Annotated in this window: 17 protein-coding genes and 5 tRNA genes; 17 read left to right on the top strand and 5 right to left on the bottom strand. The window is 59.1% G+C overall.

Going from position 1 to position 25,168, the window contains the following annotated elements; genetic code table 11:
- Window positions 1–30: 30 nt before the first annotated feature.
- Window positions 31–1,449, top strand: a complete 1,419-nt coding sequence (locus OHL18_RS11810) for an FG-GAP repeat domain-containing protein (RefSeq protein WP_263375049.1) — start codon at window positions 31–33, stop codon at window positions 1,447–1,449.
- Between the two features lie 72 nt (window positions 1,450–1,521).
- On the opposite strand, the gene OHL18_RS11805 is transcribed toward OHL18_RS11810, so the two are convergent.
- Window positions 1,522–3,105 carry a pyridoxal phosphate-dependent decarboxylase family protein gene (locus OHL18_RS11805; RefSeq protein ID WP_263375048.1) on the bottom strand — a complete coding sequence of 528 codons (1,584 nt, stop codon included), beginning with the start codon at window positions 3,103–3,105 and terminating at the stop codon, window positions 1,522–1,524.
- Between the two features lie 1,450 nt (window positions 3,106–4,555).
- On the opposite strand from OHL18_RS11805, the gene OHL18_RS11800 reads away from it, so the two are divergent.
- The 3 genes from OHL18_RS11800 (at window position 4,556) to katG (ending at window position 7,710) form a co-directional block, all read left to right on the top strand.
- The gene (locus OHL18_RS11800) at window positions 4,556–4,756 is read left to right on the top strand and encodes a cold-shock protein (protein ID WP_184216517.1); all 201 of its coding nucleotides are present in this window, start codon (window positions 4,556–4,558) and stop codon (window positions 4,754–4,756) included.
- A gap of 179 nt (window positions 4,757–4,935) precedes the next feature.
- Window positions 4,936–5,376 (top strand): Fur family transcriptional regulator, encoded by a 441-nt coding sequence (locus OHL18_RS11795; protein ID WP_263375047.1) that lies wholly within the window; start codon window positions 4,936–4,938, stop codon window positions 5,374–5,376.
- 114 nt (window positions 5,377–5,490) lie between these two features.
- Window positions 5,491–7,710 carry a catalase/peroxidase HPI gene (katG, locus tag OHL18_RS11790; protein WP_396274403.1) on the top strand — a complete coding sequence of 740 codons (2,220 nt, stop codon included), beginning with the start codon at window positions 5,491–5,493 and terminating at the stop codon, window positions 7,708–7,710.
- 77 nt (window positions 7,711–7,787) lie between these two features.
- On the opposite strand, the gene OHL18_RS11785 is transcribed toward katG, so the two are convergent.
- Window positions 7,788–9,029, bottom strand: coding sequence for a hypothetical protein (locus tag OHL18_RS11785; RefSeq protein ID WP_263375045.1), 1,242 nt, complete (start codon window positions 9,027–9,029; stop codon window positions 7,788–7,790).
- Between the two features lie 1,887 nt (window positions 9,030–10,916).
- On the opposite strand from OHL18_RS11785, the gene OHL18_RS11780 reads away from it, so the two are divergent.
- From OHL18_RS11780 to OHL18_RS11760, 5 genes are read left to right on the top strand one after another with little or no spacing between them, the layout of a single operon-like run.
- Window positions 10,917–12,323, top strand: a complete 1,407-nt coding sequence (locus OHL18_RS11780; RefSeq protein WP_263375044.1) for an SWIM zinc finger family protein — start codon at window positions 10,917–10,919, stop codon at window positions 12,321–12,323.
- Complete coding sequence (locus OHL18_RS11775; protein WP_263375043.1) at window positions 12,320–13,717, top strand: DUF5691 domain-containing protein; 1,398 nt, start codon at window positions 12,320–12,322, stop codon at window positions 13,715–13,717. The genes OHL18_RS11780 and OHL18_RS11775 overlap by 4 nt, the downstream gene beginning before the upstream one ends.
- A 5-nt stretch (window positions 13,718–13,722) precedes the next feature.
- The gene (locus tag OHL18_RS11770) at window positions 13,723–14,811 is read left to right on the top strand and encodes an ATP-binding protein (RefSeq protein WP_263375042.1); all 1,089 of its coding nucleotides are present in this window, start codon (window positions 13,723–13,725) and stop codon (window positions 14,809–14,811) included.
- Window positions 14,812–14,815: 4 nt separating this feature from the next.
- The gene (locus OHL18_RS11765) at window positions 14,816–17,083 is read left to right on the top strand and encodes a DUF5682 family protein (RefSeq protein ID WP_263375041.1); all 2,268 of its coding nucleotides are present in this window, start codon (window positions 14,816–14,818) and stop codon (window positions 17,081–17,083) included.
- On the top strand, window positions 17,080–18,231 hold the full coding sequence (locus OHL18_RS11760; RefSeq protein WP_263375040.1) for a VWA domain-containing protein: 1,152 nt from the start codon (window positions 17,080–17,082) through the stop codon (window positions 18,229–18,231). The genes OHL18_RS11765 and OHL18_RS11760 overlap by 4 nt, the downstream gene beginning before the upstream one ends.
- 73 nt (window positions 18,232–18,304) lie before the next feature.
- Here OHL18_RS11760 and OHL18_RS11755 read toward each other — a convergent pair whose 3' ends face one another.
- Both OHL18_RS11755 and OHL18_RS11750 read right to left on the bottom strand, forming a co-directional pair.
- Complete coding sequence (locus OHL18_RS11755) at window positions 18,305–19,624, bottom strand: TROVE domain-containing protein (protein ID WP_263375039.1); 1,320 nt, start codon at window positions 19,622–19,624, stop codon at window positions 18,305–18,307.
- A gap of 168 nt (window positions 19,625–19,792) precedes the next feature.
- Complete coding sequence (locus OHL18_RS11750) at window positions 19,793–20,050, bottom strand: hypothetical protein (protein WP_263375038.1); 258 nt, start codon at window positions 20,048–20,050, stop codon at window positions 19,793–19,795.
- 1,138 nt (window positions 20,051–21,188) lie between these two features.
- Between OHL18_RS11750 and OHL18_RS11745 the strand changes: the two genes are divergently transcribed.
- From OHL18_RS11745 to OHL18_RS11710, 8 genes are all read left to right on the top strand, one after another.
- A tRNA-Leu gene (locus OHL18_RS11745) sits at window positions 21,189–21,265 on the top strand.
- 83 nt (window positions 21,266–21,348) lie between these two features.
- Window positions 21,349–21,436, top strand: a tRNA-Ser gene (locus OHL18_RS11740).
- Between the two features lie 7 nt (window positions 21,437–21,443).
- Window positions 21,444–21,519: transfer RNA gene (locus OHL18_RS11735), tRNA-Phe, on the top strand.
- Between the two features lie 7 nt (window positions 21,520–21,526).
- Window positions 21,527–21,601: transfer RNA gene (locus OHL18_RS11730), tRNA-Pro, on the top strand.
- A gap of 276 nt (window positions 21,602–21,877) precedes the next feature.
- A tRNA-Trp gene (locus OHL18_RS11725) sits at window positions 21,878–21,953 on the top strand.
- Window positions 21,954–23,061: 1,108 nt separating this feature from the next.
- Window positions 23,062–23,313 carry a metallophosphoesterase gene (locus OHL18_RS11720; protein WP_263375037.1) on the top strand — a complete coding sequence of 84 codons (252 nt, stop codon included), beginning with the start codon at window positions 23,062–23,064 and terminating at the stop codon, window positions 23,311–23,313.
- 56 nt (window positions 23,314–23,369) lie between these two features.
- Entirely contained in the window at window positions 23,370–23,678 is a 309-nt protein-coding gene (locus OHL18_RS11715; RefSeq protein WP_263375036.1) for a metallophosphoesterase family protein, read from the top strand.
- A 76-nt stretch (window positions 23,679–23,754) separates the two neighbouring features.
- Window positions 23,755–23,961, top strand: coding sequence for a hypothetical protein (locus OHL18_RS11710; RefSeq protein WP_263375035.1), 207 nt, complete (start codon window positions 23,755–23,757; stop codon window positions 23,959–23,961).
- A gap of 163 nt (window positions 23,962–24,124) precedes the next feature.
- Here the strand turns inward: OHL18_RS11710 and OHL18_RS11705 are convergent, their stop codons facing one another.
- On the bottom strand, window positions 24,125–25,057 hold the full coding sequence (locus OHL18_RS11705) for an alpha/beta fold hydrolase (protein WP_263375034.1): 933 nt from the start codon (window positions 25,055–25,057) through the stop codon (window positions 24,125–24,127).
- Between the last annotated feature and the right edge of the window lie 111 nt (window positions 25,058–25,168).

Below are 25,168 nucleotides of genomic sequence, written 5' to 3'. Positions count from 1 at the left end.
GGACAAGTTTTTTGAGTAATGGAGAGGGCTATGAAGATTGCATCTTGCTTTATGACCGCGGCGATTGCCACGCTGGCTTTGGGCGCGGCTTCGGCTTACGCGCAGGATCCGGCACACGCGACGGAGCGCCGGATGGCGGACCCCGGCCTTGGGCCTGATGGCAAGCCGAGAACCACCTTCCTCGCGCACCGGCTGGGTTCGGACCACGCCGAGGGCATCTCGGTGATCGACATGAACGGCGACGGCTTTGTCGACCTGTTGAGCGGGGGCTACTGGTACGAGAACCCCGGCGCGAACGGCGGCGAGTGGAAGCGGCACCAGTTCCGCCAGGTGGGCACGCACAATGAGTTCGTCAACGACTGCGGCGAGTGGGTGGTGGATGTGGACCACGACGGCCTGCCCGACCTCGTGACGACGGGATGGATCTCGAATGGCCTGTGGTGGTTCAAGAACCCCGGCCCGAAGGCGACCGCTGCTGGAGCGCAGTGGGTGGGAGCGAAGATCACCGACACCTACGACACCGAGGGTGGCGCGTTTGCCGACATCAACGGTGACGGCAAGCCCGACCTCGCGCTGGCGCACTACGATCACTCCGGCGTGATCTGGGTCGATTTCTCCAAGGCGACGCCGAAGGTACACAAGGCGGGCGGATCGAACGAGGACGGCCACGGTATCGGCATTGCGGACATCAACGGCGACGGCAAGGCGGACATTCTGACGCCGCATGGATGGTTCGAGCAGATCGACGCGGACAACGACAAGTGGAAGTGGCACGGCGACTGGGACCTCGGCGATAGCGGCTTCCCGGTGCTTGGTTACGACGTGAACCACGATGGCAAGCTGGACCTCATCTACGGGCAGGGACATGGGTACGGGCTCTACTGGCTGGAGCAGGCGGGGACGCCGTCTGCACCGAAGTGGATTCGGCACGTGATCGACGAGTCGTTCTCGCAGTCGCACGCTGTGGCGCTGGTCGACATCGACGGCGACGGAGTTCCGGAGCTGATCACGGGCAAGCGGTATCGCGGCCACGGTGGCGGCGATCCGGGATCGTACGATCCGAACGTCGTGTATGCGTACCGTCTGCCGGGCGCGGAGCAGTTGACGAAGGCCAAGACCCATGCGGGCGAGACGATGAAGTCGCCCGATGAGAAGTGGCCCGCGACGATGGTCGCCTCGGCATGGGAAGCGGACCCGCGGTTCGAGCGCGAGACGCTCTCGCTGAACGGGACAGCGACCATCGGCACGCAGATCGTCTGGGGCGACTTCGACCACGATGGCGACATCGACCTCGCCACGGCCGGGAAGCTGGGCGTGCATGTGCTCGAGAACCTGAAGGTGGTGAAGGTGCCCGGCGATGTTCGCGAGTCGACTCTAGAGCTGAATAAGCAGTGGCCGTTCCCGGGCGAAGGGAAGGAAGTGCCGCAGGAAGACAAGCCTAAGGATTAGGCGGCTTCGGCAAGAAAAAACTCCCCGCTTCGGCGGGGAGTTTTTGTTTTGCTTGTTGAATTGGATGGAGAGTCAGGCTTCCCATGCTGGGACTGAAGATTCGTTCCAGTGAAGCGCAGAGATCTTCGGATTGTGAAACTCAAGCTCTCGACCGTTTGACAGTGTCCCATCCACCAGGGCGTCCATGTCAGCAAGCGTCGTGCGGTGGTTCACGATTGCGGCGCGGATTGCAAGTTTTCCTCCAACCATGGTCGTGGATGGCGCAATCCTTCCCGCCTCCTGCAGACGGATGACGAGTTCGCGGTTGAGCCGGTTCGCATCTTGCTCTGTCCGTGACGGACCCTCTGTGATGTCCATTGCGGCAAAGCGATACCGGAAACAGACGATGTTCAACTCGACCGGCGCCAGCAGTTCCAACTCCGGCGTATTGGTAATCCGCGCGGCGAGAGCCCGAGCAAGGCTGCATGTGTTCTGGATCACTGAACCGAGACTATCCGCGCCGTAGACCTTCAACGTGATCCACACCTTCAGGGCGCGAAAGCTTCTCGAAAGCTCAGGGCCCAGATCGCAGGGCCATGGTGAGCCGGCGGATAGACCACGATCTTCGCGGGCCAGGTAGTTTGGAGCCGATGCAAAAGCCTGCTGATGGAGCGTCGCATCCCGTACAAGCAGGAAGCCGGCGTCGTATGGAACCTGTGTCCACTTATGGAAGTCGAAGGCAAGCGTATCGGCACGTTCGATCCCTTTCAATCTCGGAGCCAGATCGGGTGCCAACATGGCGAGAGCCCCGAGAGCGCCGTCTACGTGGAACCACAGATCTTCCTGTTCGCAGAACTCGGCGATACCGTTGAGATCGTCGATCGCACCGAGATCGACTGTTCCCGCAGATCCAACTACAAGGAAAGGCGTGAAGCCCTGGCGCCAGTCTTCGTGTACCGCTTGCGCGAGAAGTGTCAGGTCGATGCGGCCCTGCGCGTCGGTTGCGATGAGGCGCAGCGTGTCACTGCCAAGACCAGCAAGATCAAGCGCTTTGGCCACGCTGCCGTGCACTGCGGTAGAGGCGTAGGCCCTGAGCGGTCTCGATACAGCCATTGTTCCAGTGCGGCGAACGCCGACACCCAGGCGAGCATCGCGGGCGATCACGATCGCAACGAAATTGGCCATCGACGTTCCGGTCAGAAAGATGCCGCTCGCCCCTGCCGGAAAACCGAAGAGATCTTGCATCCAGCGCGTGACCTGCCGCTCGACATCAAGAGGAATCTGATCACGGCCACCCACGTTTGCATTGAGCCCAGCGGTCAGCATGCCCGCCAGCATGCCGATCTGCGAACCTCCGCCCTGTACCCAACCCAGAAAGCCGGGATGTGTGTTGGCGGCGGTGAACGGCACGATGGTCTCCATGAACTGTTGATGAACTTCAGCGAGGCTTGTGCCACTCGAAGGCATTCCAGCTTGAAAAGACGCCCGGACTGTCTCCGGAATCGGTTGCCAGACGGGACGATCCCGGATGGCCTCCGAGTAGTCCAGCATCTGGTCCAGCATGAGGTGTGCCTGTTGGCGCAGCGCCTCAGCCTCTGACGGCGACGCCGCGTCAAGCGTTTTTTTCCCAAACTCGAGTTGTGTTGACGGCCGGGCCGAGCGCTCTAATTCAACCATCGAAATCCTTGCCTGCAGCAGACGGTGCCTAACTGAAAGGCAATTTGGATACCATCTGTTGGCAGCAAAAGGTGCGGGAACGCTGCAGAACGGGGGGACTTCGTCTAAAAACTCTCATAATGTGCTCATTCTTGGCAGCGACGGAGAGGCGAAGTACCGCAGGAAGACAAGCCTAAGGATGATGTGGCTTCGGCGAAAAAACTCCCCGCAATCGGATGCGAGTATTTTGTTTGTTGGGAGTCTCTGATAACACGACACTTTGAGTGAAAGGAAAGTTTTTAGCTTAGCATTGCCCAGAGTGTCCTTGAACTGCATAATTCCAACATGGTCACGCAGGTGCTAATGGCGAGATTGTGGCGTGTAGGACGTACAGTCATCGCCGTTTTGCTGGCCGGGTACGGCCTGCTTTTTCTGTCGGCTCGCATCCATGAAACTATCGTCCGTTCACGATCCGAGGCCATCTACAAAGAGTTCCTGAAGCTTCAGCCCGGACGAACTACGAAGTCGGATATCGAACGCCTCCTTAAGCAGGCGGGTTGTCAGGTCCCAGATGTCCACTGTGGGGGCGGCAAATGCGAGTACACAATAGGCAATGCATGGAGCGTATCAAGGTTTTTCACAATTTTTCCATTCGCTCATGATCACCAACCTACCTACGAACTCATACTTAGAACGAGGGGTGATCTGCTATTGGACGCCTCATTTACTGTAGGGATTCTCGTCCCAAAGGGGTTCGGCACACGCGAAGAGCGGAAATGGCTCAGTGACCCAAACTATGTTCCGTACTCCTCCGGTCAGTACATGCTCTTTGGCCGTGCATTGCTCGTGACTGTTCTGCCGGATACCCAACCTAAAGCGAATCCGGACTATCGAATATGGGGGCCGTCCGGCTGCACGAATTGTCTGGCAATCTGGGTAAGTGCTCTCCCGAGCTTAGAGCCCGCGAAGCGGCAGCAGATATTTCAAATAGGCTTCGACTGCATGACGCGATGGTCGGTATGTACGGACAGAGAGGACATCATGCCCGCAGCCGGAAGAGAAAGAGCCAAAGAGCTTGCGATCGAGGGGACTGAATAGCAAGATTGAGCACGAAAAACGGCATTTTGAGAGATATCGGATTCAAGTTGTCTCTGACAGTTCTTGTGGCAAATTCAGGATTACTGCGTGTGAAGCTACGAAAGGGAAGGAAAACGCAGATTCCCTTCGGGAATGACAAACTAGGTGGGGGAGAGTGTGACAGTTGCGGCGGAAACGGCGAGCAATGCCAGGAACAGCGGTCGAAATGGGCCGGAGAAACGTCACGACTGACGAAGACGATGGAATGACGTGCGAACATCGAACGCGCTCGTGATAGCCTAGAGGTGTCGGTTGAACAGATTGGTTTTTGCAATGGCTGTACGGTAATGCCCAATTAGTCCGAGCGTCAATTCAGCATCAAGAAGGAATCAAAATGGAACAGGGAACAGTGAAGTGGTTTAACGACGCGAAGGGCTTTGGGTTTATCAGCAGGCAGAACGGCGAGGATGTGTTCGCACACTACTCGGCGATCACCTCGAGCGGCTTCAAGAGCCTCACCGAAGGTCAGGCTGTACAGTTCAACGTGGTCAAGGGACCCAAGGGCTGGCAGGCTGCGGACATCCAGCCTCTCTAAGCTTCAAAGCATCACTCGACAAAAGGACGGCCTTGGGCCGTCCTTTTTCGTTTTTGTGAGTGTCTGATCCCGTCGATTTGCAGCTCTCCATAGACAGAGGTCATTCATCGTTTTTTCACCGGCGATGCACAGCCGTTGTCTTGACAAAGTCCGAGATTAGACAGAATCTAAATACGGTGATGGACACAGAATCAATCCGCGAGAGCCTGGAGAACACGGGACTGAGGTTCACTCCGCAGCGCCATTGCGTGATGGCGTTCCTAATGGAGTACCCCGGACATCCCACGGCGGCGGAGATCTTCGAGGCGGTGAATCGCCTCGATCCACGGCTGTCGCGGGCCACCACTTATAACAATTTGAGGGATCTCGTGCAGGCGGGGCTGGTGCGCGAGGTGGCGGTCGAAGGCCGTGCTGCGCGCTTCGATGCCAAGGGCGTGCGACATCATCACTTCATCTGCGACCAGTGTGGCAATGTCGAGGACGTGGAGTGGTACGAGGTGCCGAAGCCGGCATTGAGTTCGCTGGGTAAGCGCACGCTGCGCGAGTGCGAGTTGATTGTGCGCGGACTCTGTGCGAAGTGCACTCCCGCGAAGAGCCGCGGCAAGGTGAGCGCGGACTGATTGAGTTTGGATTTTTCGGGATGAGTCCGGCGACGGAAGCGTCCTTTGACAGAAACGCATTACAGCAGCGGGGAGTCAGTCCCCGGCAAGAAGGAGCGAACCTTGTCAGAAGAGATGAAATGCCCGGTACCCCACGGCGGCGGCCACTCCGCCACGGCCACAGAGACAGAGTCGCCGATGCATGGCGCTGTCACTCACAACTCGCGCAAGATTACGCGCAACATGGAGTGGTGGCCTGACCGCCTTGATCTCGCGATCCTTCACCAGAACACCAAGCTTGCCGATCCCATGGGCGCGGAGTTCGACTACGCGGAAGAGTTCAAGACGCTCGATCTCGATGCGGTCGTCAAGGACCTGCATGCGTTGATGACGGACTCGCAGAGCTGGTGGCCCGCGGACTACGGCCACTACGGCCCTTTCTTTATCCGCATGGCCTGGCATAGCGCGGGCACGTACCGGACCTACGACGGCCGCGGCGGCGCGGGCATGGGCACGCAGCGCTTCGCTCCGCTGAACAGTTGGCCGGACAACGTGAGTCTGGACAAGGCACGGCGTCTGCTTTGGCCGATCAAGCAGAAGTACGGCAAGAAGATCTCCTGGGCCGACCTGATGATCCTGACCGGCAACGTAGCGCTTGAGTCCATGGGCTTCAAGACCTTCGGCTTCGCCGGTGGCCGCGCCGATGTCTGGGTGCCGCAGGAAGACATCTTCTGGGGCTCCGAACACACGTGGCTGGGCAGCGATCGCTACCAGGGCAAGCGCGAACTGGATAATCCACTGGCCGCAGTGCAGATGGGCCTGATCTACGTGAACCCGGAAGGCCCGGATGGCAAGCCCGATCCGCTCGGCTCGGCGCACGACATTCGCGAGACCTTCGGCCGCATGGCGATGAACGACGAAGAGACGTTCGCGCTGATCGCCGGTGGTCACACCTTCGGCAAGGGGCATGGAGCGTACGATCCCGGTCCGAACGTCGGCCCCGAACCAGAGGGCGCGCCGATCGAGCAGCAGGGTTTTGGCTGGAAGAACTCCAAGGGCAAGGGACACTCTGAAGACACCATCTCGAGCGGTCTTGAAGGCGCCTGGACGTCGCAGCCGATCAAGTGGGATAGCGAGTACCTCGACAACCTTTACAACTTTGACTGGGCGCTGAAGAAGGGCCCCGGCGGCGGATGGCAGTGGTACGCCACGGCTGAAGAGGCCAACATTCCGGACGCGCACATTGAGGGCAAGAAGCACCTTCCGATGATGTTCACCTCGGACCTTGCGCTGAAGTTCGATCCCGAGTACGAGAAGATCGGCAGGCGCTTCCAGGCGAATCCGGAGCAGTTCGCCGACGCCTTCGCGCGGGCGTGGTTCAAGCTGACGCACCGCGATATGGGCCCGATCGTTCGTTACCTTGGGCCGCTGGTTCCCAAGGAGACGCTGCTCTGGCAGGACCCGATCCCGGCGGTCAACTACACAGTGATCGGCGATGCGGAGATTGCTGAGTTGAAGGCGAAGATCCTTTCGTCCGGTCTGACGACCTCACAGCTCGTCTCGACGGCGTGGGCTTCCGCGGCTTCCTTCCGTGGCTCGGACAAGCGTGGCGGAGCCAACGGTGCTCGCATTCGTCTGGAGCCACAGAAGAACTGGGAGGTGAATCAGCCTCAGGTTCTGGCGAAGGTACTCACGACTCTTGAGGGCATCCAGGCAGAGTTCAACGCGACGGGCAAAACGGTCTCACTGGCTGACCTGATCGTGTTGGGCGGTACTGCGGCGGTCGAGGATGCGGCGAAGAAGGCCGGACACGATGTAAAGGTTCCCTTCACGCCGGGCCGCGCTGACACGACGCAGGAACTGACCGATGTTCACTCGTTTGCTCCCCTGGAGCAGACGGCGGACGGCTTCCGCAACTACCTCCGCCTTGGACACAAGGAGCGGGCAGAGGCTCTGCTGGTCGACCGCGCGCAACTGCTTACGCTGACTGCTCCGGAGATGACGGTGCTTGTGGGCGGGCTGCGTGTGCTCGGTGCAAACTACCGGCAGTCGAAGGACGGTGTCTTCACAGACAAGCCAGGTACGCTGACCAACGACTTCTTCGTGAACCTGCTGGATATGGGCACGGAGTGGAAGGCTTCTTCTACTTCGGAGGGCTTGTTCGAGGGGCTTGATCGCTCGACCGGAGAGGTCAAGTGGACCGCAACGCGCGTCGACCTGATCTTCGGATCGAACTCGCAGCTTCGCGCGCTCTCTGAGGTTTATGCGGCGTCCGATGCGAAGGAGACGTTCGTGAAGGACTTCGTAGCAGCGTGGAACAAGGTAATGAACCTTGATCGGTTCGATCTGGTCTAAAGGCACGATTGAATTGCAGAAAAAGAAGGAGGCCAGGTAACTGGCCTCCTTCTTTTTTTGTGGAAAGGTGGAAGACCCTAACGATAGTGGATGCGCATGAGGTCCTGACACTGGGCCGCGTTGTTCGTCAGGGTTTTAGTGAAGTTCCACTCGTAAAAATCGGCGCAGGCGTGGGCGATCGGCTCTAGGTCCACTTCCTGGCCAGAGATGAGGCCTAGCCGGCTGTTGATGCCGGCATCGCGGGGCAGTACCGCATATTCGATCTTGTGTTCCTGCAGGTATGTCGCTACCTGGCGGCGAAAGAGGTAGGCGCTGTACGACGTGTCGGTTAGACCGCCGAGATCGACCACCGTTCCCGTGAAGACGTACCCGATCCTGCCAATGTCGAAGATGGCGATTGTCTCCTGAGGAAAGTGGGCGTTCAGATATGGGGCCATCACTCCGTGGCTCGTTTCAATGTGCTGGATCCCGTAGCTAAGACCCAACCGCCACATCCTTAGGGAGAAGGTGGCAAAGACGATCAAGCACCCGTAAGCCAGCCATGTGGCCGGACTCCGGCCAAGCCGAACGATACTTATCGCGAAGTAGATGCCGCGCGTAGCCAGAGGAAGCAGCAGGAGCAGGATAAAGGGTTGATAGCGGCCGCCGTGGCCCATGCTCGGCAGCATGATCACGTACAGGAAAGAGTGGATGATCCCCCACATGCAAAAGATCAACGTCAGGGAGCAGCGGTCTTTGAAGAGAGAGACTAGGCCAAGCAGGCAGAGAAGAGGAACAATCTTGGTCAGAAGAATCATGATCAGCCGGGGCTTCCAGGCCCACACATCTGCCGGCTGCATGTAGACGGAAGTGATGATCCTTTGCTGCCATTCGAGAAGGAGGTGCAAGCGGGTGCTTAGGTCGATGTGTGACGTTCCGAAGTAGAGGAACTGCCGCCCTTTGAGTGTCAGCGGAAGCAGGGAACCAGAGGTTCTCAGATTGACCGCGAAGGGGATTGCGGCGAGCGGCAGCGCAAGGGCGGCGGCAGTCCAGAGTTCACGCGGTTTGCGGCCGGCTCTCAAGGGAGTGAGAAACTCAAGCAGAAAGATGACGACGAGAAGAACGCAGCCTTCGGGGCGTGTCATCCCAAGCAGTCCTAACGCAAGACCTGCGAGTGCCGCGCTTCTTACAGGATGCTCGCCGCGCAAGAACCATGCTGAGATAGACAGCAAGGAGAGAGCGACGAACAGGAGGTGCTCCATGCCCGTGAAGCCCAGCCAGACGAAGTTGCCGTCAGCCAGAGGAGCGACTGCCCACAACACAGCGAGCCCTCGTGTCATGCCATCGCGGATTGCCAGACGAAGCATAGAGAGACAGATTGCGAGCAGGCAGGCCAAGTTTACCGCGAGACAGTAAATGACCGGATTTACGTGAGGCAAGATCTTATAGTTGGTGCCCAGCAAAAGCGTCCAGAGCAGGCTGGTGGAACCCGAAGACCGCTGATGCGGCGAATAACCCAGCGAGCCGAAATTCGCAAAGTTGCGACCGATTGTCTGATGTATCCAGGAATCGTCCAACGGAAATCCGAAGTGCTGCAGGAGCGCAGAGGCAAGGATACAGACCGCAACAAACACAGAGACGCAGACAAGAACAATAGACTGCCTTGAAATCGGGGCAATCCGTCCCACGCTTCCAGCATAATTTTTCATGGTTAGCGGTATCCTACGTCACGGCCCTTCGATTGGCAATGAAATAGCTGATGGCCGACGGCCGTTGGCGATTTACTGTGACAAACAGGTTTTGCAGCATATGCTTGGATTGTGAGGGACTTGGTTTGGCTCGAGATGCCGACTCAGCACTCTGCTCCCAGCGCTGACTCTGTCCGGCTTGAAACTTCAGATAGTTGGCCTGCAAAGTCGTAACACGAGAAGCCCGCATCTCACCCGCGTAAACCGGCAGGTTATGGCCAGAGCGCCGCAAGGAAACATGGAGTCCACTTTGCGCTCAGAACTCATCTTTCGTGCACGGGAAACGATCGACAACAAATATAAGCTCTGTCAGACGACTGCCAAGTCAACTCGGCTACTTCATATTGCGACGAAGAATACGACTGACACCATCAACGACGCGCTCACGCGGATCGCTGGGGACCATGTCTCTCAGATACTCACGAGCCCTGTTTTCGCCGTCATCCCACGATAAGATAACACTCCATGATGCGGCCACAAACGGGGGAGCATGGGTGTGTAACGATCTTCGATTCCGCGAACTGATTCGCGAGTTTGGCGTCCCCGATAAGATTTGAACTTGTGTTGTCGCCTTGAGAATCAGCAATCAATCACAGAATCAATGACAAGCAGTGGAATTCGGAGGGGGCTGAAAGGCACATTGGGAGCCATTTTTCGAAAGGAAAGTGCCCCGATTGTGCCCTCGTTATTGCTGGACGGCTTCTACCGATTCTAGGCGCAGAGGGTGTCCGAAATGGAGGCGTTATGCGCGGCGCAGGGACCACGGCGGAGACGAATGGCGCTGCGGCGACGGGAGCGGGGGCAGCGTTTGCATTGACTGGGGTCCCTGGCACGGGCGGCGGCGCGACTATAGCAGCGGCTGGCAATGCAGTCGTTGCAGATTCCGCAAGCACAGGCGTTGGAGGAATCGCAGGTAGAGTCTCCAGCACGGTACTATCTTGCGGAAGGCTGTCTGGCGGAGTCACCGGTACTATCTTCGGGGATTGCTCGACCGGAATGGAAAGGGTGTAGGCGACACTTTGAACCGGCTCTACAGAGGCGGCCTTTGCAGGAACCGATTCAACCGGCGCCGCCGGGAAACTGCTCCCCGTGGCCGCCAGCTTCTCATTGACAACCTCCAGGGATCGACGAAGCGTGGCGATCTTACGTTTGAGATCGGAGACGGCACGCTGATTTTCAAGAGATTGATTCTCGACCAACTCGCGGGTGTTAGACGCCCTGATCCACGCTGCAATGGCGACTACAGGTATTGCCAGAACTGCAAGCCCAACAAGCAGAAAGATGCCTTCCATGGATACGCCCGATCAGGGAAGAGGATTGCCTTCGATGGTAGAACGAGATGCGAGCAAAATCTTGCACGATTTATTTTCGGCTCATTTGAGTTGGTTAGAGCTTTGCTTCCCGATTCCTGAAGATCGACTGAAGGGGAGCGAGCATCGTAGCGGCAGGTCCATCAACTCCGTTTAGGATTGTGGGTGAATGCCCGTCACCTTCGAAAAGATTCTCGCCCTGGCACCCGATCAGGGATCGGTCGACGCTGCCCGCAAGCTGCTGAAGCCTGGCGGCTGGCCGAAGTTGGCGACAGATGACGGCGGTTTAGTGTGGGGCGAGTGCCAGGGCTCCGGTGCTACACCCTACCGGGTTGTCATCTCCGAAGCTGACGCGGGCTATAAGTGCAGTTGCCCGAGCCGGAAGTTTCCCTGCAAACACTCGCTGGCGCTGATGTGGCTACGGGCCGAGGGCAAGGTTCCTTTTGAGACCACCGAGGCGCCCGACTGGGTAAAGGAGTGGGTGTCGCGACGGCGCGGCCCCAGTTCAGGACCCACTTCAACCGACGGCGATGTGCCGAAGCCAAAGGTTTCACTATCGATTGCGGCGACGCCGGAAGCGGAGATCGAAGACCCGAAGGCTGAAGCTCGTGCGGCTGCGGCTCGAGAGCGGAACCGGCTGGAACGAGAGTCTTCGATTCGAGCGGGACTGGATGAACTGGACCTCTGGCTCGAAGACCAGGTCGAGCGCGGCATGGCAGCGTTCGTGGCGCAGAGCAGCGCAGCCTGCCGGACGATCGCACAGCGGATGGTGGATGCTAAAGCTCCGGGACTGGCGGGCCGCCTGGATGGACTGTCGGCGCGGCTGTTTTCATTGCCAGAGGCGCAGCGAGCGACTGCGGCCGTGGAAGAGTTAGGCCAACTCCACCTGATCGCCGAGGCGTACCGCCGGCAAGAGGAACTATCACCTGCGTTGAAGGCAGATGTGCGCCAGGCGGTTGGATGGACGATCTCCAGGGACGCCCTGCTGAACGATGCCGGGGCTGAGCGAGTCGAGGGTTCATGGCGAGTCGTTGCGGTCCTGAGTGAGGTTCAGCCGGACAAGCTGAGGCGGATCGAGACCTGGCTTTGGCTGGAGAGCAAGGCGAGGTTCGCGGTACTGCTGGACTTTGTCCCCGTTGCGACAGGCGCTGCCGCGAGCGGATACGCAGTGGGTGAGCGGCTGGAGGCCGAGCTGGTGTTTTACCCCTCAGCGGCCCCGATGCGGGCTCTGCTGGTGCGTTCATCCGGTTCCCAGTCATCGACAGACCGTCTCACTCTGCCGGAGGCGCGGATCGCCGACGCTTATGCAGCCTATGAAGCGGCCCTCAGCGTGCAGCCTTGGGCCGGAACGTGGCCGGTCAGTTTCCGCAATGCCACGGTGCGGCGATCGGGCAAGTCGATCTTCGTCTGCGATGCGGACGGAGCCTCGGACACTTTCACTCTGCGGCCTTCTCAGAGCGAGATGGCGGAGCCTTTGGCTGGACTGGAACGGATCGATGCTGTCGCGCTCTGGGACGGACGCTACTGCACTCTGTGCTGGGCAGAGACGCCGCTGGGAAGGTGGGTAGACGGATGACGGCGACGGAGCTTAAATCCAAGGTGCTACCAGCGCTGCTGGCCGGGACCGCACGGCAGCCTCTGCAGAAGATTGGAGATGCCAGTCCGCTTGCGCTTTTGAGTCTGACGGGCCAAGCCCTGCGTTTCGAGAGGCCGGTTGCCCCAACGCAGTTTTCGGTTGAAGCCAAGGCTCCTGACGACCGGAGAATCCTGCCGGACCGTATCCGGAAGCCGATGATCTGGCTGCTGCGAAACCGTCGCTCTACCGAAGATGTCGAGCTCGCCCTGGCATGGAGCTTTGCGCGGCTGAAGCTCCGTCCGCATCCGTTCGATCTGCCGCGTATGAGCGGCTTTGTGAAGGCGCATGCGGAGCATTTGGGAGCTACTGCCGAGGTGTGGGCTTCGGGTGAAGGCGCGGCAGAGCAACATCGGTTAATTGACTTCTTTTCGACAACTGACCTGGATGAGACGAACTGGACCACGGCACCGCCAGCGCTTCGACAGACCTTCATCATGAATCTGCGCAGGAAGGACTCGGTTGCGGGACTTGAACTTGTCCGGTCCGTCTGGTCGCAGGAGGATGCAGAGATACGGTTGCGCCTGCTGGGAGCGCTGGCAGCGGAGTTGCAGCCGACCGACAAGGACTTTCTTGAGGGATTGCAGAAGGACCGTGCACCCCGCGTGCGCGACCTTGCGCGGCGCTTGCTCGGACGATTGCCGGGCGTAACCGGATGGCATCCGGCGCTCAGTGCCTGCATGGAGCGGATTGAGAAGATCGAGTCCGGCATCTTTCGGAAACACACGGTCCTCAAGCTGCAACTGCCAGCAACGGTGAAAGAGCATCAGGCGAAGGGATGGATTCGCGAGACCTTCGCGGAGGTCAGTTTCGAGGAGCTTGCCCGGGGACTGCAGATCTCCGAGACGGACCTCGTTGAAGCAGCCGCAAAGGACGAGGGCCTTCTGCTGGCGTTGGCCCTTTTGGCGACGGCCGACCGACGACTCGACTTGCTCGAGCAGATCGTCAAGCGGCTTCTGGATGCGTGGGAGCAGATGAGCCAGTGCGGCCCCATGCAGCTCGACACCATGACGTCCAGTGAATGTCTGCGATGGGCGGAGATACTCGTACAGCCCTACGGAGCCAAGCCGCCATTTCTCATTGCGGGCTGGAGTTGGATGCACCGTGCCCTTCGAGGCCCGGTGCCCGGTACCTTGATCGAAGCGGTCCTGCGCTCATCTGAGTGGCGGGATAAGTTGCAGGAGATGAAGGGGCCGGAGTGGATGGACCTTCTGGCCGCCTGCTGCCCGGGCGAGCTCAGGGCCAGACTTCGGGTTCTTTTGGAGATGATTGAGCCGGCACAGACCGTGAGTGCGTTGGCGTTGCTGGACATTCTGGATGCGATGGAGAAGGGTTGAGAGACATGATCGAGACAAACGAGAAGCTGCGACGCGGCGCTGAAGAGATCTACGCCGAAGAGCTTGAGGCTTTGACAAAAGGCGACGCGCGGCCGAGACCGGAGAACTGGAGGATGTCGCCACAGGCCGTCGTCACCTACGTGCTCGGGGGCAAGGCCACGGACGGGACGTTGATCTCGGCGAAGTACGTCGGCAACCGGCGCCTGATCGAGACTGCCGTGGCCACGCTTGCGACCGACCGCGCCTTACTTCTGCTGGGGCTGCCCGGCACGGCCAAGTCGTGGGTCTCGGAGCATCTTGCCGCAGCCATCTCCGGGTCGTCGCAGCGCATGATCCAGTGCACCGCCGGTACGGACGAGAACCAGATCCGCTATGGCTGGAACTACGCTTTGCTGCTGGCCAAGGGTCCCTCGCGTGAAGCGATGGTGAAGACCCCGTTGACGAGGGCGATGGAAGAGGGGACGATCCTGCGGCTGGAAGAGTTGACGCGCATGGGGTCGGATGTGCAGGACACGCTGATCACTATCCTGTCCGAGAAGACGCTCCCTGTGCCGGAGCTCGACACCGCCATCGATGCCCGGCGAGGCTTCAACGTCATCGCGACGGCGAACAACCGCGACAAGGGCGTCAACGATCTCTCCTCCGCTCTCAAGCGCCGCTTCAACGTAGTCGTACTGCCCTCTCCTGCGACGCTCGAAGAGGAGACAGGCATCGTGCTCAAACGAGTGCAGGAGATGGGGACCAACCTCAGCCTTCCTCCGATTCAGCCCGCCGACAAGGAGATGGTCCGCATCGTAACGCTCTTCCGGGAACTGCGCGAGGGCAAGACGCTGAACGGCAAGACCAAGCTGAAGACCTCCTCGGGTTCGCTTTCGACTGCGGAGGCAATCTCTGTGGGCGTGAGCGCCTGGGCATCAGCCGCACACTTTGGCGATGGCGTGATCGACGCCGAGAGCCTCGCGTCCAACCTGGTCGGCGCGGTGATCAAAGATCCGGTCCAGGACACGGTCGCGCTCGAAGAGTATCTCGAAGCGGTCGTGCGGACCCGCGACGGCTGGAGCGATCTCTACCGGGCGATCCGCGAGGTCCTTTAGTTCGATGGACCCACGAGTACATTTGCTCGGCATCCGGCATCATGGGCCTGGCTCGGCGGCGTTGCTGCGGCGTGCGCTCGAAGCGCTTAATCCCGAGTGCATCCTGATCGAGGGGCCGCCCGAAGGCGACGACCTCATCAGGTTTGTAGCCGATGAGGGGATGAAGCCACCGGTGGCCATGCTGCTCCACGCAGTCGATGACGCAAGCGCAGCGTTCTTCATGCCGTTTGCGGAGTTCTCTCCCGAGTGGGTGGCGATGCAGTGGGCGGTCGAACGCGGCCGCACCGCCAGCTTCTGCGACTGGCCCGCAGCGGTCTCTCTGGCAATCGCAAAGGAGACCGCCCGGCAAGAACGAATGCAAGATGCAGCGCCTGCCGAACGCGAACCGGACCCGCTCGACCAGATGGCCGAAGCTGCCGGCTACGGAGACGGCGAGGCGTTGTGGAACGCTCTGATCGAGCAGTACGGCGGTAGCGGAGAGCGGGCAATCGAGATCTTCGCAGCCATCGAAGCTGCGATGACCGAAGTCCGCTCCTTAGAAGTTTCCTCCGAGGAGTTTGCGCTGAAGCAGGCAAGACGCGAGGCCTTCATGCGGATGCGCATTCGCGACGCAATCAAGACTCAGAGCGGCCCAATTGCCGTGGTCTGCGGCGCATGGCATCTCAGCGGGCTTCGTGCGGTCACCACTGTCGCCGCCGACAAGGCACTGGTGAAGGACCTTCCTCGAATCAAGGTGCATGCCACGTGGGTTCCCTGGACTGACAGCCGCCTGAGCGCATCTTCAGGCTACGGAGCCGGGGTGATTTCGCCGGGCTGGTATCGCCATCTCTGGCAGCTGTATGGAACGCAGGAGATGCCGGCCATCGAAGAGTTCGCGGCCGTCTGGCAGTCCAAGACGGCGTTTCTGCTGCGCCAGGAAGGCCATGCCGCTCCTACCGCGTCGGCGATCGAAGCTGCCCGGCTTGCCCTCGGGCTGGCCGCTATGCGATCGCTCACCGTGCCCGGTCTGGCGGAGATGCGGGACGCATCGCTTGCGACCCTGTGCCACGGCGATACCATCGCGCTTCGATTGATCGAGCAGAAGCTCTACGTCGGCGAGCAAGTCGGGGAGATCGGCGACAACGTCCCGCAGATGCCGCTCGCCCGCGACCTCGCGCTCTGGCAGAAGAAGACACGGCTTAAGCCGGAGGACATCGATACCGAGGTGCGGCTCGACCTGCGTAGCGAAGTTGGGCTGCTGAAGTCGACCCTGCTGCACCGCCTGCTGTTGCTCAACGTCAAGTGGGGACGTCTGATCGATGCGGAGGCCGGACGCGGGACCTTCCGCGAGCTCTGGATGCTGCGCTGGGTGCCGGAGCTTTCGGTCGCCCTCGCTGAGGCGCTAATTTACGGCGTGACGATCGAGTCCGCCGCTGGCAATGCGACACGTGCCCAGGCCGAGGCCTCCACGTCAGTCGCTGAACTGGCGGCACTGATCCGCTCGGCCCTGGTCGCCGATCTACCCGACGCCGCATCGGACTGCATCGCTCAGCTTCAGGCCGTGGCGATGAAGGCAAGCGACCTGACCGACGTGATGGGAGCCGTATCTCCGTTGGTGCGCGTTCTGCGGTATGGATCGGCTCGCAAGCTGCCCGAAGAGGCCCTGCGTCACCTGATTGGGTCGTTAAGCGCGGAGGTGAACGCCGGTATCCGAATCGCGTCACACGCGCTCGACCAGGAGGCGGCCAGCGCAAGGCTCTCGGCGATGCGCGACTACGACGAAGCTCTAGGCCTCTTCGGCGATGAAGCGCTCTCGTCAGGCTGGCGAATCCAGCTCGGAAGCATGGTCGAGGATGAGCAGGCGACATCTGTCATCGCTGGCTTCAGCCTGCGCAGACTGCACGATCTTTACGCATGGGAGCCCACCGCCATCTCCGCTGCGTTCTCGTTCCAGATGAGCAACACGCCGCAGCTTGCTGGATCATTTCTGGAAGGCTTCCTCAGCGGCGGCTCTGAGGTCATCCTGCAGGACGAAGCCCTGCTCCGGCTCGTCGACGACTGGCTATGCCAGTTGAGCGAAGACGATTTCGTAGAGTCGCTCCCGTTGTTACGACGCAGCATGTCGGGGTTCGACGGAGTCTCGCGGCGGCGACTGATGGAGAAGGTAAAACAGGTGCGTGGCAAAGAACCCCAGAGCTCCGCAGCACTCGAACCAGAGCAGAATGCCAACTTCGCCACCGCCCTCCCACTTCTCTATAAGATTCTCGGCATCGAGATGGGAGGCGAGCGTTGAACGATCAAGAACGCACGCGGCGCTGGAAGCTCGCCCTAGGCGACGAAGACCAAGCCGGACTGTCCGAGAGCGATGTGAGGCTCAGCGCGGCGCTTTCAGCCCTCTACGGAAGCTCCTCGGCCAAAGGGCGCGGCGGCCTTGGCGCCTCCTCGCCTCGCGTCGCCCGCTGGCTCGGGGACATCCGCGAGTTCTTTCCAACTAGCGTCGTCCAGATCATCCAGAAGGACGCGTTTGAGCGGCTCAATCTAAAGTCGTTGATGCTGGAGCCAGAGTTTCTGGCTACGCTTGAGGCGGACATACATCTCGTCGCGGATCTGATCTCGCTGCGCGGTGCCATCCCCGAAAAGACCCGTGAGACCGCCCGCATGGTCGTGCGGAAGGTAGTGAACGAACTGCTCGCGCGGCTCGAACACAAGACGACGCAGACGCTGCGCGGAGCGCTGAATAAATCGCAGAGGACGCGCCGCCCCAGACATAGCGACATCGACTGGGGACGGACGATACAAGCCAATCTGCGCCACTACCAGCCGGAATCAGGCACAATCGTCGCGGAAACTCTGGTCGGCTATGCGCGGAAGACGAGGTCACGTGCGAATCTCGAACACGTCATGCTCTGCGTCGATCAGTCCGGGTCGATGGCGACCTCGGTGGTGTACTCCTCGATCTTCGCCGCGGTCATGGCCTCAGTGCCAGGGATCTCCACGCAGTTGGTCTGCTTCGACACGGCAATCTTCGATCTCACCGAAGAGCTCAGCGATCCCGTCGAAGTTCTCTTTGGCGTGCAGTTGGGCGGAGGCACGGACATCAACGCGGCTCTAGCTTACTGCGAACAAAAGATCGAACACCCAGCCAAGACCCACCTGATTCTGGTGACTGATCTCTACGAAGGCGGAGATGCCAAGTCGATGCTGGCCAGGGTGGCTGCCCTGAAGTTGTACGGGGTGAATGTAATCGTTCTGCTCTCACTCTCGGACGACGGGCACCCTAGCTTTCAGGCGCAACACGCGGAGATGATCGCTGCCATGGAGTGTCCTGTCTTCGCCTGTACGCCAGACCAGTTTCCGGACCTGATGGCAGCAGCGCTGACCCGTCAGGATATCTCTCAGTGGGCCGGAGCACTGGATATTGCGCTGATTCGCGGAACGTAATCTACGTCGAAGTGGTACCGGATGTCAGGCGGCGGGCCAGGAACTCTCCAGGCCCGCCAACCCTACTCCTCTTCTACCGCTCAAGCTCGCGGATGTACTCAATCACCGCTTCGCTCCAGCCGTCGATGTGGGCCCATGCTCCGTAGCCCACGCCGTTCCGGGCGCTGGCCACGTTGATCATGTATCCCTTGCCCTTCGGCGCGGGAACGCGATCGTGCGACTGCTCGTCTGTCACAACGACGATTCGATCAAAGTTCTCCTTGATGGAATCGAGCGCCGCTCCCAGCCGAGTCCCGCCATGCCGCAGACTGGACTCCATCGCATCCCGGAGCGCGAACCCGCGCCGTGCTGGAATCCGCTTCGTGTCGTCCGAGAAGGTATAGACGCTTACCTTCTCCGCGACCTCGCGCAGCAGCACCGCCAGTCCATACGCCGCATCCGTCCGCAACATCTCGGACCGACGCGACAACGGCGCTACCATCGACCCCGAGACGTCGACCAGGATGACAGTGTGGCCCGCCAGCCGCTCACGATCTGCGACTGCGCGGAACATCGCTCGCTCCAACTCTGTCTCCCACTGCGGCGCATAACGCGCAGCAGCCAGGAAGCGAAATGGAAGCACGCGCTCTGTCTTCATCGCATCCAGCGCTGAGACGACCAGCTCCTCGCTTACACCCGCATCCTTCATGTTCCGAAGGTTGCGCAGCAAAGCGAGAGCCCCGAGCTTGCGCTCGGCCAGCAGCCGCTCCCAGTGCATGCGCTTGTCGTCCTCGTGCTTCTTCCCTCCAGCCGAGAGTGCCACCTCCCAGGTGTCGGGGGTCGCGAGCTCGTTATCGACCAACCGCTTCCAGACTGCGGCCTGCTCGGCATCTCGAGGCTTCGCATGGCAGAGGAACAGCACGTCCCGCAGTCGAACCGCGCCTGCCCGATCGTACTTGGCCAGCGCATACTCGTCGAACTTCGGGAACGCAGCTGCGAGACCCTTCTTCACCTGTCCCGATAGCGGCGCACGTCCGTCCTTCCAGTAGACCGCGACAAACTCCGCGAGCTCATCCGCACGCTGGATGACGCGAGTCATAGTCTCGGCCACCAGCGCGCGGTGCGTCGCATGACGCGCCATCTCGCGCACCAACAGCAGAGGTGCGTGCCGCAGCTTCATTGCGGTTCGCGCCTCGATGGCGAGCGCTGCGACCTTGCCGGCCTCGACCTTCGGCACCAGCTCGCGGATGCGTCCGGCGATTGCGACTCCGTCCTCGTAGAACTCGTCCTCCCACAGCATGCACGCCAGCACACACCGGCGCAGCGCCAACTCGGGAGTAACCTCAACCGCAGGTGCTCCCTCATGCGTCCGTGGCCGCACCAGACGGCTTAGCTTCAAGACGTTCAACTTCATCACGCACCTCCTTTCAAGGGCACTTACTTCATCGCCGGGGAATATTCGAACGCGGTCATTTGTACATAGGCCCAGTCAACCTACGGCAGGAATCGAACCTGCAGCCTCCGTCATTGCTGACGGCCTTCTACCGTTGAAGTACCCGCACTCTGCGCCACCGGCGCTTCGTTATTCATCGTCCTCGTCATAGTCGTCATCTTCTTCGACGACACGCACCGTAGTCTGTCCGAAGCCTGGACCGACCTTGAATCCAACCGGCTTAGGATTTCCCGGGGAAACATGGATGGCCAGCTTCTGCATCTGCTGCCAGGTTGGCTTATTTTTGTCCTGGTAACTAGAGCACTCATATATCCGGAACGGCACCACGATATTCGGATGGATGCCGCTGCACATCGTCAGCATCTCCGACTCCCTGTAGCCCGTCATAATGTGAGCGCTCGTGCATGTCCGACATAATGACTCCGAACCAATCGGTGTTCCGCCCTTCACATATCCTTTGCTCATCTCAGTCTTACTTTCTAACCAGCGTGTGGCTGGAGGGTTATTGGCCGGGGAAAAAGCGATAACAGAACATAGGTGCTCTACCTCTGAGCTACGCGAACATAAGTTCGTGGCAGGATTCGAACCTGCGACCACCCGCGTTGCAAGCGAAGTATCTGTTATCTACGCCACCAGCCAAAGTCAATAAGTAGTCTTTGCGCAGATCAGGGAACTATCGAGAGGAGTTTCAGAGCGAGCAACCTAGGGAACCTTGCACTTCGGGGCAACGCCCCCGTCCCGCAGAGCCTCTACTCTGGCAGAGAGTCCGCTCTGCCCGTTCATTTTCGGAGGAAGTAACTCGTCTCTATCACCACTGATCTACTTCCGCGCGACCGCATGTTCCGCGGCTTAGCATAAGGCGCAGCTCTGTCAGGGAAAGATCCTGCATGGCAGATGGGATTCGAACCCGATCCTTGCGGATTTGCCAGAAGTAGCCATGCAGTGCGCCACTGACGGAGAGTTAGCTGAGGGGTTGAGCGAGAACAGGAGTGTTAGTCCTGTCACAGAGGAAGTACCTGTTCTCTTCGCCACTCAGCGATTATTGATTTGACGGTTGGGTATGCGTAGGAACGTCCGTCTTACCGTAATGGCCAGGAGACCAGAAGCGCCCGGTGATCACTGCAGAGATAAATCATCTCCGGTGACCTACGCATCGAATTTTGGAATGTCAATTTCATCGGGCTTGCTCCTACGCAGAAGTTAATGTCCCATAGCTTCTAATGAAATGCAAGTAGTTTCTGAAAATATATTGCATGATCGTTCGAAATGTGCGAAGGTGCTTGAGCCGGATGCTATTTTCTAGCTCCGGCGGTTTTTTGAGGATCACCATGAAGTTTAAGTTCTCCAGTTCGCGCCCGTATCTCTCCACACTCGATAACCTGAGTGCGAGTCGGCGTGTTCCGGATCAACCGTAACCAAGGGATGATCCGAAGGCACACCGACCCGCTCAAATGAGCGGGTTTTGTTTTGTTCCATTGCGGCGCGTTGCCGCGATGCGGGGAAGTTCTTTGACAAGTTAAGACGTGCGGGTGTGGCCAAAATGGCAAAGGCGAATGGCTTAGAAGCAGTAGATTGGGAGTTCGAATCTCTCCACCCGCACCACGTAACTATGCGTAAACAGGCGTAGCGGATAAGCACAAGACTTCGAGCCTACAGGTGCGATTGCGATGAGTCGCATTAAATTCGGAGAGTTGGGTGAGCGGCTTAAACCACCTCACTGCTAGCGAGGCGCACCGCAAGGTGCCGAGCGTTCGAATCTCTCACTCTCCGCCAAATCATTGCTGCTTGCGTAGGTCTGGTGATTACGCTGGTCTGAAAAGCCAGAGAACGCAGTTCGAATCTGCGAGGCGGCACCAACAATTTCGGGGAGTAGTGTAATGGCTGGCATCCTGGTTTTGGGAACTAGCGGTGGGAGTTCGATTCTCCCCTCCCCGACCATAATTTGCAGGCGTCGTCCAACGGATCAAGGCACAGAGCTACGAACTTTGAGATGGAGGTTTAACTCCTTCCGCGTGCACCATGTTTCAATCGCAAGCCGAATTACTTGGGAGTGTAACCGCCATGAGAAAGGTAACCAAATACGTCGTCGCCGCAATCCGCGAAGAACGGTTGGGGTGGGGTGCGACTTAGGGTTCTGTGACTCCTGCTGGACTCACAGAACCCGTCTAGTGCGGGGATTTTTATTTGCTCTTTGAAATCCGATCGACGAAAAACGGGGGAGTAAGCGAAGTGGCTACACTGTCGGTCTCCAAAACCGAACCCGCAGGTTCGAGTCCTGCCTCCCTCGCCATGCTTTGTTCCAGGGGAACCTCTGCTCTCATAAGGTGGTGGGCTGAGTTCGATCTCAGGTAAGGCACCATTCTTGTAATCAATAGCAACGGAGGAAAGCGGTGCCGCGACGGAGCCTTATAAGCCTTGTAAGCGCTACTTCGTAGTTGGCATAAGGCCGATGCCAGACAGGTTCGATTCGCTCTTCCTCCATCAACGCGTTCGTGGTAAAGAGGCTATGCACCTGACCCTTAATCAGAGGGGCGATCCCAACCTTCAGTTCGAATCTGAACGGATTTGCGTTGTTGGACTACAAGGTTGTTGTGGTGCACGGGCGCACGGCCCATGCCGAATGGAGGAAGGTGCCCCACCCCCAGCCCGGACGAAAAGTATCTTTGCATAGCGTTCGCCTGCTCGACGGGAAGAGGGGTTACCGAACCTCGATACCTTTCTCGCTGATCGACGATGTAACGGCCGGCATCCACCGAGAGCGGAGCGAGGTGCTCCGGAGACATAGCAGGATCAAGCAAGCGATGGCTTCCATCCGAAAGCGTGGTATCCCCTGCGGAAGTCGGCTGTGAATCCGGGCGACCGATTTAGTCAATCTGGCTCGTGTTCCTCATTGGGCGTCGGCGCAATGTTTGTCGATGTCGCTCCAGCTTGCGATGCCATTCACGACCGCGCTACGACACCAGACTACGTTAGGCGGTCATGCCCCAATTTCATTTGAGACCCAAGGATATCCGGGGAGGGCACCGCAGCTTCGCAGCCGGTCGCAATCCGGGGGCTCATCGGGCGGAGACTCGATGGCAAGTAACGCCGTGCCATGTACCCGCAACAGACACCCCAGAAACTTACCACTGCGATCCGCCGTACGATGCTTGGCTACCGGCGACCTCACACCGGTGTCGACGACCTGCAAGCAACCCGGTCAGCCTTTATGACGTCGGCGTCCAAGAGCTTCATCGGATCTGCTGCTACCACGTTCAGTTGATGCGGAGCCGCGTTGCGCGGAAAGAATTTCGACTTGAGTCCACAAATCATCCTTGACCCGTAAGGTTGAGGATATGACAACTGATTCAACCAACAATCGCTCAAGGCGAACCAAGCGCTTAGTGAAGCTGGCTCTTATGAGCGACACCCACGAGCTGCACCGCGAGCTCGACGTGCCGGACGCAGATATCCTCATTCACTGCGGGAACTTCACTATGTTCTCGCGGAGCATAAAGGCCGTCGGCGACTTCAATCAATGGCTGGGAGAACTGCCGCACCGTCACAAAATAGTGGTGCCGGGCAACCACGAGTTCTTCCTTGAGGCCGACCCAAAGAAGCGATCCTTGCTGACGAACGCGATCATTCTCGTGACGAAGAGACTGAGGTAGAAGGGTTGCGGATCTGGGGATCACCCGTCACTCCTCTGTACGGCGGAGCATTTGGCTTGAGCTCCGCGAACGATCGCAGGTGGCTTTACGACCAAATCGAGCCCGGTATCGACATCTTGATAACGCACGTGCCACCGTTCGGCATCCCCGACAGAGCGCGGTCTTCAAACATCAACTCAGGATGCCCTGAGTTGATGGAGACCGTGCGCCGTGTCCGTCCCAAGCTGGATGTCTTTGGGCACGCACATGGCACACCAGGAATCGTACAGACTGACAGCACGACCTTCGTCAACGTCGCCGCGCTCGGACTGTACGGTGCTCCGGCGGTGGCACCGATGCTGATGCTCATGTCGGCCAGGGCATAACATCGCTTCGGCTGACTCCTCTAAAATCCACTCGTAAAAACGAAACAAGGAGAACCATGCCTGAGGAGGAATTGAAATGTTGAAAATCGAGTACGTGCGCGATGGAAAGAACCAGATCGTCGGTAGCAAAACAACCGGCTTTGCGAATGGCGACACCGTCGCACGGGACCACGACGGCCGGATAGTGGGCCACTCGAACAATAAGTTCTCCACCACCAGAGACTCGAATGCTCAGATAAGGAGTTCGAATCAGGCAGACGTCGAATCACTGTTCGATTGGTAGCCGGAAATGATTCGTGCCACTTTGTGTGGTCGGCTTACATCTTGGCTCGCTGCATCGCGTATCTTGCCTTGGGCGGCAGGTCACTTCATCGTTGCGACAGTGACAGGTGGACGGGTCAACATCCGTCCACCTGTCAGCTGAACTTCTTCGCTGCCCGAGAGCATCACGAGGGATAGCGTCGCGGGGCGAAGAATCCCTCGATCCGGAGGGCGATCTCTTCTCCGTGGGTCTCTAAAGCAAAGTGACCGGTATCCAGCAGGTGGGTCTCGACGTCTGGTAGATCCCGCCTGTAGGGAAGTGCGCCCTCCGACGGAAAGATGAAGTCATTCTTTCCCCAGACGATCAGGGTCGGTGGCTTATATTGGCGAAAGAAGGCCTGGAATTCTGGGTATAGAGGGACATTCGTTCGATAGTCGAAGAGCATGTCAAGCTGGATGTCGCCGTTGCCCGGGCGATCAAGCAACGCCTGATCCAGTGTCCATGTTGTGGGGTCCAGCAGGCTCAGATCGCTTACCCCGTTTTCGTATTGCCATTTCGTTGCTTCGGGCTTGACCAGGAAAGCCAATGCGGCGCGGTTCTCTGCGGTCGCCTCTTGCCAGTATTTCTTGATAGGGTTCCAGAACTCGAGCAGGCCCTCTTCATAGGCGTTGCCGTTCTGCACGATCAGGCCTGAGACCTTCTCAGGGTGGCGAAGTGCAAGCCGGTAACCGATGGGAGCGCCGTAGTCCATGACGTACAGGGTGTACTTGTTCAGCTCGAGCTTCTCCGTGAGCTCCTCGACGAGGTTGGTCATGTTTTCGAAGGTGTATGCGAAGGCCTTGTGATCAGGGGCGCTGCTGAAGCCGTAGCCGGGGTAGTCCGGAGCGATAACGCGGAATGACTTTGCGAGCCGGGGGATCAGGTTGCGAAACATATTCGACGAAGTAGGGAAGCCGTGTAGGAGAAGCAGCACGGGCGCGTCTTTCGGACCAGCGTCGCGGTAAAACACGTCGACATCGCGGATGTGAATCGTGTTGTATCGAACCACAGGCGTGGTCGATGGGTTGATGGTGGTCGTGGCGCCCTGCTCTTTGAGTTCCTCTATCAATGTAGCCATGTCATGCTCCTTCGATTGATTTGTGGATGGATATAGGAAATGGAACTTTTCTTACTTGAACACTGAACGTAACTACCGCTTTACCCGCTGCCGATAGGGTCTTTGTATGAG

It is taken from the genome of Granulicella aggregans, from assembly GCF_025685565.1.
GTDB lineage: Bacteria > Acidobacteriota > Terriglobia > Terriglobales > Acidobacteriaceae > Edaphobacter > Edaphobacter aggregans_B.
This window is presented reverse-complemented; position numbering and strand designations above follow the sequence as displayed.

Excerpts from the sequence above, each read along its gene's own strand:
- OHL18_RS11810 (WP_263375049.1), top strand. The coding sequence starts at position 31 with ATGAAGATTGCATCTTGCTTTATGACCGCGGCGATTGCCACGCTGGCT.
- OHL18_RS11805 (WP_263375048.1), bottom strand. The coding sequence starts at position 3,105 with ATGGTTGAATTAGAGCGCTCGGCCCGGCCGTCAACACAACTCGAGTTT.
- OHL18_RS11800 (WP_184216517.1), top strand. The coding sequence starts at position 4,556 with ATGGAACAGGGAACAGTGAAGTGGTTTAACGACGCGAAGGGCTTTGGG.
- OHL18_RS11795 (WP_263375047.1), top strand. The coding sequence starts at position 4,936 with ATGGACACAGAATCAATCCGCGAGAGCCTGGAGAACACGGGACTGAGG.
- katG (WP_396274403.1), top strand. The coding sequence starts at position 5,491 with ATGAAATGCCCGGTACCCCACGGCGGCGGCCACTCCGCCACGGCCACA.
- OHL18_RS11785 (WP_263375045.1), bottom strand. The coding sequence starts at position 9,029 with ATGACACGAGGGCTCGCTGTGTTGTGGGCAGTCGCTCCTCTGGCTGAC.
- OHL18_RS11780 (WP_263375044.1), top strand. The coding sequence starts at position 10,917 with ATGCCCGTCACCTTCGAAAAGATTCTCGCCCTGGCACCCGATCAGGGA.
- OHL18_RS11775 (WP_263375043.1), top strand. The coding sequence starts at position 12,320 with ATGACGGCGACGGAGCTTAAATCCAAGGTGCTACCAGCGCTGCTGGCC.
- OHL18_RS11770 (WP_263375042.1), top strand. The coding sequence starts at position 13,723 with ATGATCGAGACAAACGAGAAGCTGCGACGCGGCGCTGAAGAGATCTAC.
- OHL18_RS11765 (WP_263375041.1), top strand. The coding sequence starts at position 14,816 with ATGGACCCACGAGTACATTTGCTCGGCATCCGGCATCATGGGCCTGGC.
- OHL18_RS11755 (WP_263375039.1), bottom strand. The coding sequence starts at position 19,624 with ATGAAGTTGAACGTCTTGAAGCTAAGCCGTCTGGTGCGGCCACGGACG.
- OHL18_RS11750 (WP_263375038.1), bottom strand. The coding sequence starts at position 20,050 with ATGACGGGCTACAGGGAGTCGGAGATGCTGACGATGTGCAGCGGCATC.
- OHL18_RS11720 (WP_263375037.1), top strand. The coding sequence starts at position 23,062 with ATGAGCGACACCCACGAGCTGCACCGCGAGCTCGACGTGCCGGACGCA.
- OHL18_RS11710 (WP_263375035.1), top strand. The coding sequence starts at position 23,755 with ATGTTGAAAATCGAGTACGTGCGCGATGGAAAGAACCAGATCGTCGGT.
- OHL18_RS11705 (WP_263375034.1), bottom strand. The coding sequence starts at position 25,057 with ATGGCTACATTGATAGAGGAACTCAAAGAGCAGGGCGCCACGACCACC.